General features: G+C 68.4%; 18 protein-coding genes and 1 pseudogene. 10 read left to right on the top strand and 9 right to left on the bottom strand.

What is annotated here, in order from left to right:
* Nucleotides 1-2: 2 nt before the first annotated feature.
* The 4 genes from HGK58_RS05040 (at nucleotide 3) to betT (ending at nucleotide 5,427) form a co-directional block, all read left to right on the top strand.
* Entirely contained in the window at nucleotides 3-707 is a 705-nt protein-coding gene (locus HGK58_RS05040; protein ID WP_168626897.1) for a response regulator transcription factor, read from the top strand.
* Nucleotides 700-1,911: an ATP-binding protein gene (locus tag HGK58_RS05045; protein ID WP_168626406.1), complete on the top strand. Its 1,212-nt coding sequence runs from the start codon at nucleotides 700-702 to the stop codon at nucleotides 1,909-1,911. The genes HGK58_RS05040 and HGK58_RS05045 overlap by 8 nt, the downstream gene beginning before the upstream one ends.
* Entirely contained in the window at nucleotides 1,908-2,945 is a 1,038-nt protein-coding gene (locus tag HGK58_RS05050) for a hypothetical protein (protein ID WP_349236133.1), read from the top strand. Before HGK58_RS05045 ends, HGK58_RS05050 begins: the two co-directional genes overlap by 4 nt.
* Before the next feature lie 202 nt (nucleotides 2,946-3,147).
* On the top strand, nucleotides 3,148-5,427 hold the full coding sequence (gene betT, locus HGK58_RS05055; RefSeq protein WP_168626407.1) for a choline BCCT transporter BetT: 2,280 nt from the start codon (nucleotides 3,148-3,150) through the stop codon (nucleotides 5,425-5,427).
* Nucleotides 5,428-5,869: 442 nt separating this feature from the next.
* Here betT and HGK58_RS05060 read toward each other — a convergent pair whose 3' ends face one another.
* From HGK58_RS05060 to HGK58_RS05085, 6 genes are all read right to left on the bottom strand, one after another.
* Complete coding sequence (locus HGK58_RS05060; protein ID WP_168626408.1) at nucleotides 5,870-6,085, bottom strand: acyl-CoA carboxylase subunit epsilon; 216 nt, start codon at nucleotides 6,083-6,085, stop codon at nucleotides 5,870-5,872.
* Entirely contained in the window at nucleotides 6,082-7,677 is a 1,596-nt protein-coding gene (locus HGK58_RS05065; protein ID WP_168626409.1) for an acyl-CoA carboxylase subunit beta, read from the bottom strand. The genes HGK58_RS05060 and HGK58_RS05065 overlap by 4 nt, the downstream gene beginning before the upstream one ends.
* 74 nt (nucleotides 7,678-7,751) lie before the next feature.
* Complete coding sequence (locus tag HGK58_RS05070; protein WP_168626410.1) at nucleotides 7,752-8,687, bottom strand: PfkB family carbohydrate kinase; 936 nt, start codon at nucleotides 8,685-8,687, stop codon at nucleotides 7,752-7,754.
* A complete protein-coding gene (locus HGK58_RS05075) occupies nucleotides 8,684-9,682 on the bottom strand; it encodes an ADP-ribosylglycohydrolase family protein (protein WP_168626411.1) in 999 nt (332 codons plus the stop codon). Before HGK58_RS05075 ends, HGK58_RS05070 begins: the two co-directional genes overlap by 4 nt.
* Complete coding sequence (locus HGK58_RS05080) at nucleotides 9,679-10,257, bottom strand: cysteine hydrolase (protein ID WP_168626412.1); 579 nt, start codon at nucleotides 10,255-10,257, stop codon at nucleotides 9,679-9,681. The genes HGK58_RS05075 and HGK58_RS05080 overlap by 4 nt, the downstream gene beginning before the upstream one ends.
* Entirely contained in the window at nucleotides 10,254-11,735 is a 1,482-nt protein-coding gene (locus tag HGK58_RS05085; protein ID WP_168626413.1) for a cytosine permease, read from the bottom strand. The genes HGK58_RS05080 and HGK58_RS05085 overlap by 4 nt, the downstream gene beginning before the upstream one ends.
* A 112-nt stretch (nucleotides 11,736-11,847) precedes the next feature.
* On the opposite strand from HGK58_RS05085, the gene HGK58_RS05090 reads away from it, so the two are divergent.
* Together HGK58_RS05090 and HGK58_RS05095 are read left to right on the top strand one after the other, a co-directional pair.
* Entirely contained in the window at nucleotides 11,848-12,630 is a 783-nt protein-coding gene (locus HGK58_RS05090) for a biotin--[acetyl-CoA-carboxylase] ligase (protein ID WP_168626414.1), read from the top strand.
* Between the two features lie 3 nt (nucleotides 12,631-12,633).
* Nucleotides 12,634-13,167 carry a PH domain-containing protein gene (locus HGK58_RS05095; RefSeq protein ID WP_168626415.1) on the top strand — a complete coding sequence of 178 codons (534 nt, stop codon included), beginning with the start codon at nucleotides 12,634-12,636 and terminating at the stop codon, nucleotides 13,165-13,167.
* Between the two features lie 74 nt (nucleotides 13,168-13,241).
* Here HGK58_RS05095 and HGK58_RS05100 read toward each other — a convergent pair whose 3' ends face one another.
* Entirely contained in the window at nucleotides 13,242-13,928 is a 687-nt protein-coding gene (locus HGK58_RS05100; protein ID WP_210422608.1) for a hypothetical protein, read from the bottom strand.
* 177 nt (nucleotides 13,929-14,105) lie between these two features.
* Between HGK58_RS05100 and HGK58_RS05105 the strand changes: the two genes are divergently transcribed.
* A complete protein-coding gene (locus tag HGK58_RS05105) occupies nucleotides 14,106-15,509 on the top strand; it encodes a UDP-glucose/GDP-mannose dehydrogenase family protein (RefSeq protein WP_168626416.1) in 1,404 nt (467 codons plus the stop codon).
* Here the strand turns inward: HGK58_RS05105 and HGK58_RS05110 are convergent.
* Nucleotides 15,480-15,830: pseudogene (locus HGK58_RS05110) on the bottom strand (GtrA family protein); the annotation flags it as partial. The gene HGK58_RS05105 and the pseudogene HGK58_RS05110 overlap by 30 nt on opposite strands.
* A gap of 92 nt (nucleotides 15,831-15,922) precedes the next feature.
* Here HGK58_RS05110 and HGK58_RS05115 point away from each other — a divergent pair.
* Genes HGK58_RS05115 through HGK58_RS05125 form a run of 3 tightly spaced genes read left to right on the top strand, consistent with a single transcriptional unit; the run spans nucleotide 15,923 to nucleotide 18,943 of the window.
* Nucleotides 15,923-17,059 (top strand): 5-(carboxyamino)imidazole ribonucleotide synthase, encoded by a 1,137-nt coding sequence (locus HGK58_RS05115; RefSeq protein WP_349236163.1) that lies wholly within the window; start codon nucleotides 15,923-15,925, stop codon nucleotides 17,057-17,059.
* A 49-nt stretch (nucleotides 17,060-17,108) separates the two neighbouring features.
* Nucleotides 17,109-17,603 (top strand): 5-(carboxyamino)imidazole ribonucleotide mutase, encoded by a 495-nt coding sequence (gene purE / locus HGK58_RS05120; protein WP_168626417.1) that lies wholly within the window; start codon nucleotides 17,109-17,111, stop codon nucleotides 17,601-17,603.
* Entirely contained in the window at nucleotides 17,600-18,943 is a 1,344-nt protein-coding gene (locus tag HGK58_RS05125) for an LCP family protein (RefSeq protein WP_168626418.1), read from the top strand. Before purE ends, HGK58_RS05125 begins: the two co-directional genes overlap by 4 nt.
* 138 nt (nucleotides 18,944-19,081) lie before the next feature.
* On the opposite strand, the gene HGK58_RS05130 is transcribed toward HGK58_RS05125, so the two are convergent.
* Nucleotides 19,082-19,582, bottom strand: a complete 501-nt coding sequence (locus tag HGK58_RS05130; RefSeq protein WP_168626419.1) for a metallophosphoesterase — start codon at nucleotides 19,580-19,582, stop codon at nucleotides 19,082-19,084.
* Nucleotides 19,583-19,588 lie beyond the last annotated feature (6 nt).

Raw genomic sequence — 19,588 nt, forward strand, 5'->3', positions numbered from 1 at the left:
AAATGGTGCAGACGGCGACGGATGAGTCGGAGCAGGCGGCTGGAAGCAAGCCGGCTCGGGTGGGCGTTGTTGACGACCACGAGTCGGTCCGACTGGGCTTGAAGGCCGCGTGCCTCGACGCGGGTTACGAGTTCGTGTTGGCCGCGGCCTCCGTCGAGGAGTTCGTCGCGCAGCTGGACGGGCGCGAGTGCGATGTCGTCGTGCTCGACCTGTCGCTCGGCAACGGATCGAGCGTGACCGAGAATGTGAAGAGCATCCAGGCACTCGGATGCGCGGTGCTGATCCACAGCATCGCCGACCGGGTCGCGTTGGTGCGGGAAGCGCTCGCCGCCGGAGCAGCGGGCGTCATCCCCAAGGCTTCCGCGACGAAGACCGTCATGTCGGCGATCTCGACCGTCGCGCGCGGCAACGTGTTGAACAACCTGGAGTGGGCCACCGCGATCGACGCCGACCGCGACTTCGCCAAGGCGCAGCTGGGGCGGCGCGAGCGGGAGATCCTGCACCTGTACGCCTCGGGTCTGCCGCTGAAGGCCGCCGCCGAGCAACTCGGAATCGGCTACGCGACCGCGCGGGAGTACCTGGACCGCATCCGCGTGAAGTACGTCGAAGTCGGCCGACCCGCCCCGACCAAGGTCGACCTGCTGCGCCGCGCCGTCGAGGACGGCATTCTGCCAGGGCTCCCGGTCGAAGAGCCGGACGGTGACTGAGGCGACCGTTCAGGCGACGCCCCGACGTCGCCCGATCAGCAAGCAGCAGATCGAGACCGTCGTCTCACGGTCGGTCGCGATTTTCGGACTGTTGTTCGGCGCACAGACCTTCCCGGTGATGCTCGGCCAGCTCGACGAGCTGCCGCCGGTGTGGGCATGGACGATGAACATCGTCATCTTCGGCAGCCTGCTGTTCAGCGTGGTCGCGTCGGTGCTGAAGCGCTGGGTGCGCACCGCCAACCTCATAGTCGCGTTCGCCTACCTGGCGGCGTTGAGCAGCTGGCCGCTCGCCGTGAACGACCCCTCGATGGTCGCCGGGGACCGGCCGTGGCTGTGGTTCCTGTGCACCGTCGCGACGGCAGCGGCCGCGGTTGCGCTGCCGGTGTGGATGGCGACCGCGTACTTGATCATCGCGCCGACTGTGTACGGCGTCATCCGGCTGTTCCCGTCCGGTGGCGGCGCCAAGTGGGACCTGGCTGCTATCGACACGCTCTACGCGGTCATCCTCGGCGGAGCGGTGCTTGTGCTCATCACGCTGCTGCGCCAGGCCGCAGCAGGTGTCGACGCCGCGCAGAGCACTGCGGTGTCGCGCTACTCGCACGCGGTGCGGCAGCACGCGACCGAGGTCGAGCGGGTGCAGGTCGACTCGATCGTGCACGACAGCGTGCTGACGACCCTGCTCGAGGCGGCGCGCGCCCACACTCCGGATGCGATGGAGCTGTCGTCCCGGATGGCCGCCAACGCGATCGGTCACCTGCAAGAGGCTCAGGTCGCGAGCCCCGACGACGAGTCCACCATCGACCTGCACAAGCTTGCCGCGCGCATCAGTGACGCCGCGAAGACCCTGTCGGCACCCATCGAGGTGCGCATCCGGGCCATCGGGTCCGGGAGCGTGCCGGTGCAGACCGCCGAGGCGCTGTACTCGGCGGCGATGCAGGCGATGGTGAACAGCCTGCAGCACGCCGGGGATGATCCCAAGGTGCTGCGCTGGGTCACCATCCGCGGCATCGGCGAGGATGGCATCCACATCGAGGTCGGCGACACGGGCGTCGGGTTCGACTTCGTGGCGGTGCCGACCGAGCGACTCGGCCTGCGGGTGTCGATCATCGAGCGTGTCGCCAACATCGGGGGAGCGGTCGACGTCGACTCCAGCCCGGGCGAGGGCACAGTCATCACCATCACCTGGCCGGAGGTGGAAGCGTGATCATCACCGTTCCGCGCTATCTGATCGTCGCGCTCGCCGCTGTGTTCTCCGGCTACCACCTGCTGCTCGCGACCTACTCGCTCAACGCTCCGATCGACAAGGGGCCGTACATCGCCGCGATGGCGCTGTACGCGCTGGCGACGGCCGCGAGCCTGTGGGCGACCGGGTCGAGCCGGATGCCCGCGTGGCTGGCCGCCTGCAACGTCGCCGTGGCGATCATCATCCCGGTGCTGGTGACCACCCAGCTGCCCGCGAACCAGCCGATCGGCAACGACTATTCGACCTGGTATGTCGCGGCGATCGGCACGCTCATGGTGATCACGTCGACGCGTAAGCGGCACGTGTTCGCGTGGGCGGGTGTCGCCGCCCTCGTGGTGCACACCATCGTCTGGGCCGGCCCCGCGGCGCTGCCGACCATCGGCGTGCTGGGCAGCGTGGTCTGGGTCGGCGTGTCCCACGCATTGTCGGTCTCGCTCGCCAAGGCCAGCGCGGATGCCGAGGAGTACGTGGTCGCGGAGCGTCAGGCGGCCGCGTGGCAGGCGGCGCAGGAAGCGCACCTGTTCGAGCGGCAGTTCCGGTTGCGTCAGACGAGCCGGATGGCGCTGCCCATGCTGCGCCGCATCGTCGCGAGCGGCGGTGACCTGACCGAAGAGCAGCGGCGGGAGTGCCTGAACCTGGAGGGCGCCATCCGGGACGAGATCCGCGGCCGCAAGCTGCTGAACGCAGCGGTGCGCGAGCACGTGATGTCCGCCCGCCGCAAGGGCACGATCGTGACGCTGCTCGATGAGGGCGGTCTGGACGACCTGCCGGAGTACGAACTCGACCGCGTCCTGGCTGACCTGGCCGACGCCATCCGTTCCACCACGGCCGACCGGTTGATCGTGCGAACGGTGCCGGAGGGGTCGGATGTCGCGGTGACAGTGGTCGGGCTGAGCTCGGGTGATGGCGGCAGCGCGAGCGCACTCGGGCACCCAGAGGAAGACGACGAGGACCAGGTCGACCTGTGGTTGGAGATCCCACGTACCGCTGGCTGACGCGTATCGGTGGACCAGCTAGTCGCGACACCCATCTGCTAAGTGCGCGTGCCTACAATGGGGGGTCTTAGCCGACAAGCTGGACGGCTTCCGCCGATCGCGTACCGGGGTGCCTCAGCAGCGCCAATCCACTCCCTCGTCCTGCGTCCCGACGTGACGACCCAGAGGCGCGCAGCCGCCCCGCCAGGAAGGGGTTGTGCAGATGTCAACTGAGCAGTCCGACGACGAGCGCCGCGAACCCGCTTCCGAGAGCACGCCGGTGCCGAAGCCGGTGCCGCCGCTTGAGCGCAGCAAATTCGGAGGCACCGAACGCCGGCACGAGCGCCCTGTCGAGGCCGAGGCACCGGTGTCGCGCAGCGACCTCAGCAAGGGACCGACAGAGCTTCTCGAGCACCGCACCGCCCGCATCAACTGGCGCGTGCTGGTGGTCTCCTCTGTGGTGATCCTGGTCTTCTCGGTGTGGGTGATGCTCGTGCCAGACTCCGCCCGCGCGACGATGCTTTCGGTCGTCAACTGGATAGCGACGAATCTCGGCTGGTACTACGTGCTCACCGTCACCCTCGTTATCGGGTTCGTGCTTTGGGTCGCGTTCTCCAAGGAGGGCAAGGTGCGCCTCGGCCCCGACCACTCGCGGCCCCAGTACAAGCTCTTCACCTGGGTCGCGATGCTCTTCGCCGCGGGCGTCGGCATCGACATGCTGTTCTACTCGGTCACCGGCCCTGTCGTGCAGTATCTGGACCCGCCATCCGGTGAGGGCGGCACCGCATTCGCGAGACAGGAGGCGGTCGTCTGGACGATGTTCCACTACGGCATCGCAGGCTGGTCGATGTACGCGCTGCTGGGCATGGCGATGGGGTACTTCGCCTACCGCTGGGGCATGCCGCTGTCGATCCGCGCCGCCCTCTACCCGCTGCTCGGCAAGCGCGTGCGCGGCCCGCTGGGCGATGGCATCAGCATCATCGCTCTCGTCGGCACGGTGTTCGGCGTCGCCACGTCGATGGGGATCGGCGTCGTGCTGCTGAATGTCGGCTTCTCGCTGCTGTTCGGCCTGGAGCAGGGTCTTGCCCTGCAGATCGCGCTGGTCATCGTCGCGGTGGTGCTCACCGTCGCGGCTACCACCTCGGGGGTCGACCGCGGCATCCGGTGGATCTCCGAGCTGAACCTGTGGAGTGCGGCGGCGATGATGGTCTACATCCTCGTCACCGGCGAGACGGCGTTCCTGCTGAACGCGCTCGTGGAGAACATCGGCCGCTTCTTCGTCACCCTGCCGGAGCGCACGCTGCAGACCTTCGCGTACGAGCCAGACGGCGCGGAGTGGATGGGCGGATGGACACTCTTCTTCTGGGCGTTCTGGCTGGCGTGGGGGCCGTTCGTCGGTGTCTTCCTCGCCCGGATCTCGCGTGGCCGCACGTTGCGCGAGTTCGTCATCGCGGCGATCACCGCGCCGGTGCTGTGCGACTTCATCATCGTCTCGCTGTTCGGCAACTCTGCCCTGTTCGAGGTGTTGCAGGGCAACACCGAGTTCGCAGACCTCGCGGTGGCGAGCCCGGAGCAGGGCTGGTACGCCCTCTTGGAGATGTTCCCGGGCGCGATGTTCCTGATCGGCTTGGCGACGCTCTCCGGGCTGCTGTTCTACCTCACGAGCGCGAACTCCGGCGCGATGGTGATGTCGAACTTCTCGTCCTCGATCCCGGATCCGGCGCAGGACGGCCCCAAGCGACTGCGCATCTTTTGGGCGCTGCTCACCGCGCTGCTCACGGTGGCGATGCTTATCGCTGGCGGTGTGACGACGATGGAGTACGCGACGCTCATCTTCGCGCTGCCGGTGACCATCATCGCCTACCTCGTGATGATCTCCTTCTCGAAGGTTTTGCGGATGGAGCGCGCAGAGCGGGAGGGTCAGGTGCTGCTGAGGCGGTCGATGGCGCCCACCGGCGGGCACGTGCCGGAGCGATCGTGGGTGCAGCGGCTCGAGCGGATGCGCGCATTCCCGTCGAAGCGTCAGGTCGCGCAGTTCCTCGACCGCACGGTGCGCCCGGCTCTGGAGGACGTCGCCGTCGAGTTCCGGAACCAGGGCTACCAGGGGGAGCTGGGCTCCATGGCCGGAGCTGCCGGTATCGACGAGCCGGTGCTGCGGGTGTCGATGGACTCGTTCCGCCCGTTCCACTACCAGGTCGCCATCGTCGAGGCGCCGGTGCCGATGTTCACCGGCCGGATGTCGCGCGAAACCGACGTCTACTACCGGCTCGAGGTGTTCACCCAGACCGGCTCCGGCGGCTACGACCTGATGGGGCTCACGAAGCAGCAGGTGATCGACGACGTGCTCGACCGTTACGAGGCTCACCTCGCGTTCCTCACCTACTCCACCGAGACCGACACTCTCTCGGTCATCACGCCTCCGTTGCCGGATGCGTCTGGGCCGGCGTCGGCGATCCCAACGGACGCGGACGACATCCAGGACCTCGACGACGAGCGCGACTGACCCGCATTCGCTGGCCCCGGGATCGCGCAGCGATCGTCTCGAAACCCCTTCGGCGCCCGAGCGTGTCGACCAAGAAGAGAAGGGCCGGGACATAAGTCCCGGCCCTTCAAGCTTCGAGTCAGGGCGATAACCCGAATATCGCCCTGACCCGCCCCCAAGTCATTAGCCCGCTTACCCTAGTCGGCTAATGAGTGGCGGTGTTTCTCTACGAGGAGCAACATCCGCACTACTAGTTTGAGGTGTAGCCAGAGTACCGCACAGTCGTCATTTTGGGGGACTTCCGGGGGACACTTTTGTGCCCCAATTTGGTCACGATCGTCGGTATATCGCGGCTGTCGCGGCGAAGGCGCCGCAAAAACGGGGTACATCTCATGGTTTTGATCGACCTCCCCCCAGATCAGGGGATACCCCCAAAAGCACGCCCCAAACGGTGTTGCCGACCTCAGCCGAAGGTGCGCCAGGAGGTGATGCCCCGCACAATTGGCGTGCGGATCGGGCGCTGCGAGTTCTCCCACGGACTGCGCTTGACCGGAGGCGCCTGCCGCCCCTCCAGCTCACCGGCGATCGCCGTCAGCACCGCCGTGACGGCAGCCAGCTCCTCCGGAGTGGGGTTGCCCCGCACCAGCCGGATGTCCGGACCTTCCGTCGCATCCGTCACAGCGGGATGTTCCCGTGCTTCTTCGGCGGGGTGCTCGCGCGCTTGGTGCGCAGCGCCCGCAGCGCCTTGACGACCGTCACGCGGGTTGCGGCCGGTTCGATGATGCCGTCCAGCTCGCCACGCTCTGCGGCCAGGAACGGGCTGGCGACGTTGTAGGTGTACTCGTTGGCGAGCCGGGTGCGCACCTCGTTGACGTCCTCACCGGCCGCCTCCGCCGCCCGCAGCTCACCGCGGTACAGGATGTTGACCGCGCCCTGGCCGCCCATGACCGCGATCTCGGCGGTCGGCCACGCGTAGTTCAGGTCGGCGCCGAGCTGCTTGGAGCCCATGACGATGTAGGCGCCACCGTAAGCCTTGCGGGTGATCACGGTCACCAGCGGCACCGTCGCCTCCGCGTACGCGTACAGCAGCTTCGCGCCGCGGCGGATGACGCCGGTCCACTCCTGGTCGGTGCCCGGCAGGTATCCGGGCACGTCGACCAGCGTGAGGATCGGGATCGAGAACGCATCGCAGAATCGCACGAACCGCGCGGCCTTCTCGCCCGCGTCGATGTTCAGCGTGCCCGCCATGGCGTTCGGCTGGTTGGCGATGATGCCGATCGGGCGGCCCTCGACGCGGCCGAAGCCGACGACGATGTTCGGCGCGAACAGCGGCTGGGTCTCCAGGAAGTCGCCGTGATCGACGATGTGCTCGATGATCGTCTTGACGTCGTACGGCTGGTTCGGCGAGTCCGGGATGATGGTGTTCAGCCGACGGTCCTCGTCGGTGATCTCGAGCTCTGCCTCGTTCTCGTACACCGGCAGGTCGGCGAGGTTGTTGTCGGGCAGGAACGACAACAGCGTGCGCACGTAGTCCAGCGCGTCGTCCTCGTCGCTGGCCAGGTAGTGGGCGACTCCGGATGTCTTGTTGTGGGTGAGCGCGCCGCCGAGCTCCTCCATGCCGACGTCCTCGCCGGTGACGGTCTTGATGACATCCGGGCCGGTGACGAACATCTGGCTGGTCTTGTCGACCATCACCACGAAGTCGGTGAGGGCGGGGGAGTAGACCGCACCGCCTGCTGCTGGACCCATCACGATGGAAATCTGCGGGATGACTCCGGATGCCTGGGTGTTGCGCCGGAAGATCTCGCCGTACTTGCCGAGCGCGACCACACCCTCCTGGATGCGTGCGCCACCGGAGTCGAGGATGCCGATCACCGGCACGCCGATCTTCATGGCCAGTTCCATGACCTTGATGATCTTCTCGCCGGCGACCTCGCCGAGCGATCCGCCGAAGATGGTGAAGTCCTGCGCATAGACGGCGACCTGCCGGCCGTGGATGGTGCCAGTGCCGGTGACGACTGCATCACCGTAGGGGCGGTTCTTCTCCATCCCGAACGCGTGGGTGCGGTGGCGCACGAACTCGTCGAGCTCGACGAAGGTGCCGTGGTCGAGCAGCTGTTCGATCCGCTCGCGCGCGGTCTTCTTGCCCTTGGCGTGCTGCTTGGCGATTGCTGCTTCGCCGCTCGCCGTGACGGCTTCGTGGTAGCGCGCCTTGAGGTCGGCGAGCCGTCCCGCGGTCGTGTTCAAGTCGGGTTGGGTCGTCTCAGTCACGCGTTCACTTTACCGGCGGTGTCGGAAACGGCTCTTGCCCCATGCCGCCAGTGTCGGCCGCCGGATTCGGTAGGTCATCGCATTGCCGACCCGTGTGAGGCGAGGAAGGCGTCGACCTCGTCGAGGGTTGGCCCGGTGGCCGGGCCGATGCGGGTGACCGCGATGGCGGCGCTCGCGTTGGCGCGGCGGGCGGCGTCAAGCGGTGGGAGACCGGATGCGAGCGCCGCCGCGAACGCGCCGACATGGGCGTCCCCGGCGCCGTTGGTGTCGACCGCGGCCACCGCGAACCCGGGCACTGCGCGCGGCTCGCCGCCCGGCTCGGCCACGACGCAGCCGTCCGCGCCGGTGCGCACCACGGCGCCGCATCCGGTGTCCGCGATCAGCCGTGCGGCCGCCTCGGCGCTCGCCGCGCCCGTGTCGGCGAGCGCTTCGGTGAGGTTGCAGCTCCACCACGTGGTGGCATCCTGAACCGCGGCCAGCGTGTCGGCCGGGATGTCGAGCACGAGGGGACCGGGATCAGTCACCACGGTCACCCCGCTCGGCAGCGTGCTCAGCCAGCCGGTGATCGCCGATCGGCCGGGCTCCTGCAGCAGCCCATACCCGGAGACGAAGACGAAGTCGCCGGGTTCGACCGCCAGCGGATCGAGCTGCTCCCTGCTCAATCTCGCCTCCGCTCCGACGGTCGTGATGAAGGTGCGCTCGCCGCTGGCGTCGGTGAGGGCGACGTCCCAGCCGGTATCGGCATCCGGGATCGGATCGGCGGCGACCGAGATGCCGGCTTCCCGCAACGCGGCCCTCGCGAGGTCGCCGAACGGGCCGGTGCCGTGCGCGCCCCCGTAGACGGCGGGCAGCCCCTGGCGGCTGGCGGCGACCATGACGTTGTAGCCGGCGCCTCCGACGAAGAGCCCGCCCGACTCGGTGAGCACGTCGCCGCCCGCGGCCGGCAGCGCGTCCAGCTTCGCGGCGATGTCGATCACGACGTCGCCGACGCACACGAGTTTGGCGGTCATCGGCGCAGGCTCAGCAGTCGGTCGGCGATCGTCTCCAGCTCGAGGCCGTTGACGTCTCGGATGATTGCGAGCGCTTCCGCGGGAAATCCTTCGGTCCCCAGACACGCGCCCAGGATCGCGCCCACCATCGCGCCGATTGTGTCGCTGTCGCCGCCGAGACCGGCGGCGGCAAGGCACGCCGACCACGGGTCATCCGGGAACGTCGCGATGATGCCGAAGGCCGCGGGGACCGACTCCTGCGTGGCGAGGCTCGTGCCGATGAGCGACCGGATGCGGCGCACCGAGTCCTCTGGGTCACCCGGCTCTCCGAGGGAGATCGCCCACTCGATCCGCCGCGCGACCTCACCACCGGCGGCCCAATGGCCGCGTTCGCCGCCCAGGTCGGCCGCGGCGATGCCGGTGCGGACGGCGAGGGAGACGCCCGCCCCGTCGATGCCAGCGCTGACCGCCCCGGCGACCGCAGCCGCGCCGGCGATGGCGATCGTCGTGTTGTGGGTCACGGCGCTCGCCTGGGCCACCCGGTCGACCAGCTCGCCCAGGTCATCCGACGGCACCACGATCCCCACCGGCGTCACCCGCATTGCTGCGCCGTTGGTTGCGCCCTCGCGACCGGCCTGATCGACCGGGGTGCCTGCCAGGATCGCCTCGACCGCGGCCTTCGTGGACGGGCCGAGCAGGTCGAGCGAGCCGCGGGAGCGCATGTCCTCTTCCCACGCGATGAGGCTGCGCGCGAACCGCTCGGCGTCCACATGGCCGTCGCCGTCGATGAGGGCATCGGCGAGCAGCAGCGCCTGCTCGGTGTCGTCGGTTACCGCTCCGGCGGGCATGCCGGCCGCGATCGGATGCGCGGGGTCGGCGGCGCGGAATCCGTCCAGCCGACCGAACCGCGCGGCGATCTCATCCGGAGACAGCATTTGCGTCGGCATCCCGAGCGCGTCGCCGATGGCCAGGCCGTACAGCGCCGCCACCGCCCGATCGCGTGTGGACTCGGTCACCGGCCGGCGGTCTCCGCTGCGAGCACCGCGTCGGTCGTTGTCAGTTCAACCAGCGGGGCGTACAGCGCCATCGCGTCGAGCGCGCGCTGGTGGTCGGTGTCGCTCGCGCCAGCGCACGCATCCGTCGCGATCCGCACGTGCACGCCGCTGTCGGACATCGGCAGCGCGGTCGACAGCACGCAGCAGTCGGTGGAGACGCCGACCATCACCACATCGGCGGCGTTGTTGATCGCCTCCGCGAGGCCGTCGTCCCACTTGCCGAACCGTTCCCGGTCGATGACCGTCTGGCCGGCGTAGCCGAGACCATCCGACAGTTCGTATAGGTGCGCGTTGGCCGGATCCAGCGCGAACGGCCACAACTCGAAGTAGGGCACCCATGCGCCATCCGGATGCTCGGGCGCGAGGTACCGGGTGAACACGACGCGCTCGCCGAACTGGTCGACCAGGCGGCGCACGTTCGGCACGATCTCGTCGTACCGCGGGGCGGCCCACTGGCTGGACGGGTCACCGAAGATGGGTTGCATGTCGATGACCACGAGCCAGGGCTCAGTGGACCGCTCCGCGTTCGAGGTCATACCCGCTCGGACTCCAGGATCGGTGCCTCCTCCTGGCGGCGGACGGCGCCGCGACCGAAGAGGACGACGACCAGGTAGCCGATGACCAGCGCGACGAGCACGCCGAGGTTGGCGCCGCCCCAGACGCCCTCGCGTCCGCCGAGGCCGAACACATCGAGCAGGTAGCCCTGCCACTGCACCCACTCAGGACCGAAAGCGTTGTAGACCAGTCCCCAGCCGAGGAAGGTCGCCACAATCAGCGTTCCGATCGACAGCCAATTGACCGAACCGTAGCGGCCACGACGGTCGAACAGGTCACGGTCCGAGTACGGCGCCTTGCGCAGGGTTAGGTCCCCGAGGAAGATGCCGCACCAGGCCGCGATCGGGACACCGAGGGTGATCAGGAACGCCTGGAACGGCCCGATGAAGTCGGTCGCGATGAAGACGATGTAGATCGTGCCGATGATCATCAGCACACCGTCGATCGCCGCAGCGACCCAGCGCGGCACCCGCAGGCCGGTGCTGAGCAGCGCCAGACCGGACGAGTAGATGTCCAGGATGGCGCCGCCGATCAGGCCGAGCACCGCAACGATCGCGAACGGGATCAGGAACCAGACCGGCAGGATTGTCGAGAGCGCACCGATCGGGTCGGCGCCGATGGCGCCGCGCAGGTCCTCCGAGGAACCGGCGAGCAGCAGACCGAAGATGACCAGGATGATCGGCGCCAGCGCCGCGCCACCAGTGGTCCAGCCGACGACGCCGGGGGAGGACGAGCTGCGCGGCAGGTAGCGCGAGTAGTCCGCGGCCGCCTGCACCCAGCCGAGGCCGAACCCGGTCATCATGAAGACCAGACCGCCGATGACCTGCGGCAGGCTGCCATCCGGAATCCCGAGCACGGACTGGAAGTCGATCTGTGGCAGCACGAGCACGATGTAGACCACGGTCAGGACAGCGGTCACGATCGTGATGACCAGCTGCATGCGCATGATCATGTCGAAGCCGTATATACCGCCGGCGAGAATCAGCCCGACCACAATGATGAGCGCGATCACATCGATGACCGGGCTGCGCTCCACCCCGAGCGCGGAGATCACCGTCGAGGTGGCGAGCACCGCGAGAGACGCGAGCACGGTCTCCCAGCCGACGGTGATGATCCACGCGATGGCGGATGGCAGTCGGTTGCCGTCGATGCCGAATGGCGCGCGGCTGAGGGTCAGCGTCGGCGCCGACCCGCGCTTGCCGGCGAGCGAGACGAAGCCGCACAGCAGGAAGGAGACGACGATGCCGATGATCGCCACGATCGTCGCCTGCCAGAACGAGATCCCGAAGTCCAGCAGGAACGCGCCGTAGCTGATGCCGAAGATGGAGACGTTGGCGGCGAACCAGGGCCAGAACAGGTTTGCTGGTCGGCCCTTGCGTTCGCTTTCGTCGATGGGGTTGAGGCCGTTGGTCTCAATCTCGAGGGCTTTGCTCTTGGGTGAATCGGTGGACGTGCTCACTGTGGTTGCCTCCTTGAGGCGGTCAGGTGTGGGCGTGCCTTATGGCGGCCGATGGCTCACAGGGTACCGCGCAGGTTAACGCCAGTCCACGTGCCGCGCGTAGCCTTGAGCGATGGACTTCCCGCGCAGCCGGCCATTGGTACCCGAGCTGGAGTCGCTCGCGCAGGCGACCTCCACAAACGACATCCTCGCGAGCAGCGTCGCGGGCCGGCCGCACTTCTCCACGGTGGTCACGCTCGACCAGACCGCGGGCCACGGTCGGCTCGGACGCAGCTGGGTGACTCCCCCCGGTGAAGCGCTCGCGGTGTCAGTGCTGTTGCGCCCGTTCGACCGTCTGCCGACCGACAGCCTGGGCTGGATCACCCTGTGCGCCGGGCTCGCCATGACCCGCGCGGTGCAGTCGCTGCTGCCCGAGCGCCGCGTTGCGCTCAAGTGGCCGAACGACGTCCACATCGACGGACGCAAGGTCTGCGGCGTCCTCGCCCAGCTGCTGCCCGGTTCCACCATCGTCGTCGGCGCAGGCCTCAACCTCACGATCGACGAGGACAAGCTCCCCGTCCCCACCGCCACGTCGCTGCGCATCGGTGGTGCGACCGGCGAGGCGATCGAGCTCGCCGACCAGGCACTCGCGGTATACCTGCGCGAACTGCAGCGCCTCTGGGATCGGCTGATCAACGCGCGGGGGGATGCCGACATCAGCGGCATCCGGAGGGAAGTCACCGAAGCCTGCAGCACCATCGGCCGCTCCGTGCGCGTCAACCTGCCCGACGGGAGCGACCTGCACGGCAAGGCAACCGCGCTGGACCGCTTCGGCCACCTCGAATTGAACGCGGATCCGGATGGCGCGTCGCAGACCGTCACCGCGGGCGACGTGACGCATCTGAGGTATGAATGAACCATGTCATCCCCGGGTCAGGCGCAGGAGTCCGTTGTCGCCAGACTCCGGCCGCACGGGCGGGCGCTGTTCTGGCCGTCGCTGTTCCTGGTCGCGGCGGTCGGCGCGATGACCTACTTCTACGGGTCGTTCGCTGAGACCTGGCAGAACCTTGCCGTGCTGTTCGGAGGTCTGCTGTTCATCGTGCTCGCTTGGCTGTTGCCGCTGCTGAGCTGGCTCGGGCACCGTTACATCATCACCACCCGCCGGATCGTCATGCGCCGGGGGTTCTTCGTGCGCGTGCGGCAGGAGCTGCTGCACAGCCGCGGCTACGACGTGACGGTGCGGAAGAACGCGATGCAGAGCATGTTCCGCAGTGGCGACGTGCGCATCAACACTGGGCTGGAGCAGCCGGTCGTGCTGCGCGACGTGCCGAATGCCGACCTGGTGCAGGGTGCGCTGCACGACCTGATGGAGGCGAGCATGAACCCGATCGCCGCCCGCAGGCAGGCCGAGGAAGCGCATCCGGATGAGACGACCGCGTGGGGCACTCGCTGACCCACCTTCATCGAGTCGGGAGTAGATGCCCAATTGGACCTTGCCAAAAGGGCAACTACTCCCGACTCAACGGATCAGTCGCTGAACCGGTCAGGGAACTGCTCGATGATGCCGTTCGCGAGGGCATCCGCCATCGCCAGGATGTGGTGATGGATGCGGTTGTACTCGGCGATGTCGGCATCCCAGTCGCCGGTCAGGCGCGCGGTGGCCTCGGCAAGCGTCTGGTCGAGATGCCCGCGCATCATCTTCTTCATCACGCCGAACTTCCAGGCCGGGTTCGCGTCGGCCAGGAACCGCGAGATGTCGTCGCCGTTCTTGTACCAACGGTCACTCTGCACCTGCACCGCGGCTGAGTCGCCGGCCTTCGCGGCGGCCACGAGATCGGCGGCGCCGAGGATGTGCTCGCGCAGCAGCTCGGTCAGCGCGGCACCCGCCTCGTCACCGTAGAACACCGCCATGGCGTCACCGATGTCGGCCTGGTTCTGCAGGAGGCGACCGGCAGTGGCCTCCAGATCGGGCAGCTCGGCGATCGCGCTGACGATGTAGAGCCTCGTCCAGGTGATGTGGTCCTCCCAGAGCTTGCGCATGTCCTGGTTGAAGGCGACCGGGTCGATGCCGTCGGCGGTGGCGGCCGGCGGCGCGTGGTGATCGCTTCCGTGAGCGATCGGTGCGGATGTCTCGGCCGGGCTGCAGGCAGCGACGCCGAGTGCCATGCCGAGCGCGAGCGCGATGCCCGCGAATCGGCGTGTTGTGCGGTTCATGGTGTCTCCTCATTGAGCGGCCCGCGAGTGGTAGAGGCGCGGGCGGGATAAGAAGGTGACTCGCTACCCCGTTGCAAATAGACAACATCCGTTGACTATAGAACTATTCCCGCGGCGCACCAACGGTTAACGTGCGCGCCACCGCCCGGTAAGCGCCGGACCGTACCGTGGGCCTCGATGAGGATCTCAGTCATCGGATGCGGCTATCTCGGCGCAGTGCACGCGACGTGCATGGCGCAACTCGGTCACGACGTCGTCGGTATCGACGTCGACGCGGCGAAGGTGGCGGCGCTCGCCGCGGCACGCCCGCCGTTCTTCGAACCCGGGCTTGCTGAACTGCTCGAGTCGACGCTCGCGACCGGGCGCCTGCGCTTCAGCACCGACATCGCCGATGCGGCGGATGCCGAGGTGCACTTCATCGCGGTCGGCACACCCCAGCTGGCTGGCAGCGACGCCGCCGACCTCAGCTACGTGCGGGCGGCCATCTACTCCCTCGTGCCGGTGCTCGCGCCCGGTGCGCTGGTGGTCGGCAAGTCGACGGTGCCGGTCGGCACTGCGGCGATGCTCAGCCACGTGATCCAGCCGACGGGCGCCCGCCTCGCCTGGAACCCCGAGTTCCTGCGCGAAGGCTTCGCGATCAGCGACACCGTGTCTCCCGATCGCATCGTCTACGGCGTCGCCCCCGGCGACGCGCTCGCCGAGGCGCAGCTCGACGAGGTGTACGCTGGGGCGCTCGCCGCGGGCACGCCGAAGGTCGTCACCGACTACGCAACCGCCGAGCTCGTGAAGGTCTCGGCGAACGCGTTCCTCGCCACCAAGATCTCCTTCATCAACGCGATGGCTGAAATTGCCGAGGCCACCGGCGCGGACGTGACCCAGCTGGCGGATGCGATCGGCCACGACGCGCGCATCGGTCGCCGCTTCCTGAACGCCGGGCTCGGCTTCGGCGGAGGCTGCCTGCCCAAGGACATCCGCGCGTTCATGGCCCGCGCCGAGGAGCTCGAGGTCGACCAGGCGCTCACCTTCCTGCGCAGTGTCGACGCGATCAACCTGCGCCGCCGCGACCGGATGGTCGACCTGGCCCGCGAGGCGGTGGGCGGCAGCCTGGCCGGCAAGCGCGCCGCGGTGCTCGGCCTGGCGTTCAAGCCCAACTCCGACGACGTGCGCGACTCACCGGCGCTGGATGTCGCCGCACGACTGGTGGCAGCGGGCGCCTCGGTCCGCGCCACCGACCCGAAGGCGATCGAGACCGCTCGCCTCCGGCATCCGGAACTCCACTACGTCGAGGACTGGACGGATGCGGTCCGCGGCGCCGACGTGGTGCTCGTGCTCACCGAGTGGGATGACTATCGGCGGCTGGATCCGGATGCGGTCGGCTCAGTCGTGACTCGCCGCGCGATCGTCGACGGGCGCAACTGCCTGGATCCGGTGCAGTGGCGTGAAGCCGGCTGGCACTACCGGGCGCTCGGCAGGCCGCCCGCGGTCGGGGCTGAACACCCACGTGCGGTACAGCCAGAAGCGGAACGCGGCGCCGAGCGCGAGGCCGATCACGTTCGAGGAGATGTTGTCCGCCAGCAGTGAAGTGAAGCCAAGCAGGTAGTGCGACACCCACAAGCAGGCGAGGCCGATGGCCATCCCGCCGACGCTGACCAGCGCGAACTCGATGCCCTCGCGCAAGGTGTTTTCGCGGCGGGTGGCGCCGAAGGTCCAGTACCGGTTGCCGAGCCAGTTCGCCACGATCGCGACCGAGGTGGAGATCACCTTCGCGATCACCGGGCCCTCGTACAGAACATCGGGGGACAGCACGGTGATGCGCAGCACGTTGAAGATCGTCACGTCGAGCATGAAGCCGAAGCCGCCGACGACGCCGAAGCGCATCAGTTGCGTCAGCAAGGCTTTCATCGGGCTCCCGGGGTGACGCCCGAGGCAATGGGCGACAATGGACGTGTGCGGTTGGCAGTCTAACCGCGGCAGCTTTCGAATCCCTTGGAAGGATCAGCATGCGGGTTGGCGTGATCGGTGGCGGGCAGCTGGCGCGAATGATGATCCCGGCGGCGGTGAACCTCGGTGTTGAGCTGCGCGTGTTCGCCGAGGACGAGGGGATGGCTGCGGATCTGGCCGCGGCGGTCGTCGGCGACTACCGGGATCCGGATGAGGTGCTCCAGTTCGCCGAGGGCGTGGACGTGATCACCTTCGACCACGAGCACGTGCCGCAGCTGGTGCTGCGCAAACTGGTGGAAGCGGGCGTCGCGGTGCGCCCGGGACCGGATGCCCTGCTGTACGCGCAGGACAAGCTGCTGATGCGGCAGAAGCTCGCCGACCTGGGCCTGCCGGTGCCGGTGTGGGCGCGAGTGGAGAACTCGTTCGAGCTGGGGGAGTTCCTGGCCGAGAACGGCGGCACCGCGGTGGTGAAAGCCGCGCGCGGCGGGTATGACGGCAAGGGCGTGCGCGTGGTTCGGGCCGCGCACGAGGCGGATGACTGGTTCGCGACCCTCGCCGAGGACGCCAACGGCGGAGCGCTGCTGGTCGAGGAGCTGGTGGATTTCCAGCGCGAGCTTGCCCAGTCGGTTGCCCGGCGCCCGTCGGGGCAGATCCTGGCCTGGCCGGTGGTGGAGAGCGTGCAGCGCGACGGCGTGTGCGCCGAGGTGATCGCGCCGGCTCCCGGCGCGCTCGGGAAGGTCGCGGATGTCTCGTCGGACATCGCTTACACGATCGCCGAGAAACTGGGCGTGACAGGTGTGCTCGCCGTGGAGCTGTTCGAGACGACGGATGAGCGGGTGCTGGTGAACGAGCTGGCGATGCGTCCCCACAACTCGGGGCACTGGGGCATCGAGGGATCGACGACCAGCCAGTTCGAGCAGCACCTGCGGGCGGTGCTCGACCTCCCTCTTGGAGCGACCGGGGTGCGGGAGCCGTGGTCGGTGATGATCAACGTGTTCGGCGGTGCGAGCGGGGTGCCCATGATCGAGCGGTACCCGCTCACGCTGGCCGAGCATCCGACCGTGAAGGTGCACAACTACGGCAAGGAGCCGCGGCCCGGACGCAAGCTCGGGCACGTGACGGCGACCGGTGCTGACCTCGATGAGGTTGCGTACGAGGCTCGGGCGATGGCGTCGAAGTTCGAGGTGTAGGCGCGCCGTTCTCGGCCTCCGCAAGGTGGGCGCAAGTACGATTGACCCCATGCCTGAACCGCTCGTCGCTGTGGTCATGGGGTCGGACTCGGATTGGTCGGTGATGAGCGCCGCCGCCGAGGTGCTCGACGAGTTCGGCGTGCCCTACGAGGTGGAGGTCGTCTCGGCGCACCGTACCCCGGAGAAGATGATCCGGTTCGGCACGGATGCTGCAGCCCGCGGCATCCGGAGCATCATCGCCGGCGCCGGAGGTGCGGCCCACCTGCCCGGCATGCTCGCCTCGGTGACGACACTGCCGGTGATCGGCGTGCCGGTGCCGCTCGCGAAGCTGGACGGCCTCGATTCGCTGCTGTCGATCGTGCAGATGCCGGCTGGCATCCCGGTCGCGACCGTGTCCATCGGCGGGGCGCGCAACGCGGGCATCCTCGCGGTCCGGATGCTTGCATCCGGCGACCCGGAACTCACCGCCCAGCTCGCCGACTTTGCGAAGGACCTTGAGCAGCAGGTGGCGCAGAAGAACGCCGCGCTCAAGTCGACACTGTGAGCGCGATCAGCCCGATCCGGTATCCGGACCAGACCTCCAGACCGATCATGACGAAGCGGGCCTGGTGGCTCGTGGCGCTCAACCTGCTCATCCCGGGCTCGGCGCAACTGCTCGCGGGCAACCGCCGACTCGGCAAGTTCGGTGTGAGCATGACGTTCCTGCTCTGGTTCCTCGCCATCGCCGCGCTGATCACCTACTGGGTGGCGCCGCGCATCATCTTCTCGCTGATCTCGAACCCGATCGCGCTCACCGTCGCGCAGGTGCTGCTGGCCGGGTACGCGGTGCTCTGGGTGGTCCTGACGCTGGACACCCTCCGGCTGGTGCAGTTCATCCGCACCAAGCCGAACGCGCGCCTGTTCGTCGCGCTGTTCGCGATCATCGGCCTCGTTGCCACCGCGGGCGTCGCCGGGTACGGCGCCACGGTGGCCGGCTCGGCGCGCTCGGCGATCACCTCGATCTTCGACGACGGCGCGTACGTCGAGCCCTCGAACGGCCGCTACAACATCATGCTGCTCGGCGGTGACGCCGGCCCCGACCGGGAGGGCCTCCGCCCGGACAGCATCTCGCTCGCCAGCGTCGATGCCGAGACCGGCGCGACGGTCATGGTGGGCATTCCGCGCAACATGGAGTTCATCCGGTTCAGCGACGATTCGCCGCTGTGGGGACCGTTCCCGGATGGTTACAACTGCGGCGACGAGTGTCTCATCAGCTACCTATACACGTACGGCGAGGAGCATCCGGAGCTGTATCCGGATGCCGCCGCGAACGGCAGCTCGCCCGGCATCGAGGCAATGCGCGACGCGGTCGGCGGGGTGCTTAACCTGGATGTGCAGTTCTACGCGCTCATAGATATGGAGGGCTTCTCGCAGCTGATCGATTCGCTCGGCGGTGTGACCATCAACGTGCCGGCGCGCACGCCGATCGGCCCGATCACCGCGCCGGAGCCGTTCGGCTACATCGAGGCGGGGGAGCAGGCGATGGATGGCGCGACCGCGCTCTGGTACGCGCGCTCCCGGTTCGACAGCAACGACTTCGAGCGGATGGCGCGCCAGCGGCAGGTGCAGGAAGCGATGCTCCGGCAGTTCACGCCCGCGAACGTGCTCGCGCGGTTCGAGGATGTCGCCGCCGCGGGCACGCAGGTGGTTAGGTCGGATATCCCGTCGGTGATGCTGGGGCTGTTCGTTGATCTGGCGTCGAAGTCGCGCGAGTTGCCGCTGGTCGACCTTGAGCTGGTGCCGCCGGAGTTCAACCCGGCCGCGCCGGACTATGCCGCGATCGAGGCGGCGCTGGCGGATGCGTTCGTGCAGTCCTCGAACCCGCCGTCGCCCCCGCCGCAGTAGCCACTCTCGTTGTCGCCGGCCCGACTGCGAACCCTCGAGTTGCCCACTTCGGCCCCCAATTCGGCCTGGAAGTGGGGCGGAAGTGGGCAACTCGGCGGTCGCGACAGGTTCGACCGCCGGGTGCTCGACGACCGAGAACTAACCGACCGGCACGAACCGCACTTCGCGCAGCTCGCCGGCATGCGCCATCGCGGTCACGTACGTTCCGACCGGCTGCCTGCGCCGATCGGTTGGCGAGCCGGGGTTCAGCAGCCGGAGCCCGCCCGGCGTGACGCTGTCCCACGGAATGTGGCTGTGCCCGAAGACCAGCACGTCGACCTCCGGGTACAGCGCGGCGCAGCGCGCCTCTCGCCCGGGAGCCGGTCCGGTTTCGTGCACCATTGCGAACCGGGTGCCCTCCAGCTCGACCCGCGCGACCTCCGGCAGCCGCGCCCGCAACTCTTCGCCGTCGTTGTTGCCGAACACTCCGACGACTCGCGCGGCGCGGCGCTCCAGCTCGTCGAGCAGATCGACACTCACCCAGTCGCCCGCGTGGAACACGATGTCGGCGGCCTCAATCGCCTCCCACAGTGCTGCCGGCAGGTCCCGAGCCCGCCCGGGCAGATGAGTGTCGGAGACGATGACGAGCCGGCTGGACATGAGGGC

Origin of the sequence: Cryobacterium sp. BB307 (assembly GCF_012274275.1) — a bacterium.
In the GTDB taxonomy this organism is placed as follows: Bacteria; Actinomycetota; Actinomycetes; order Actinomycetales; family Microbacteriaceae; genus Terrimesophilobacter.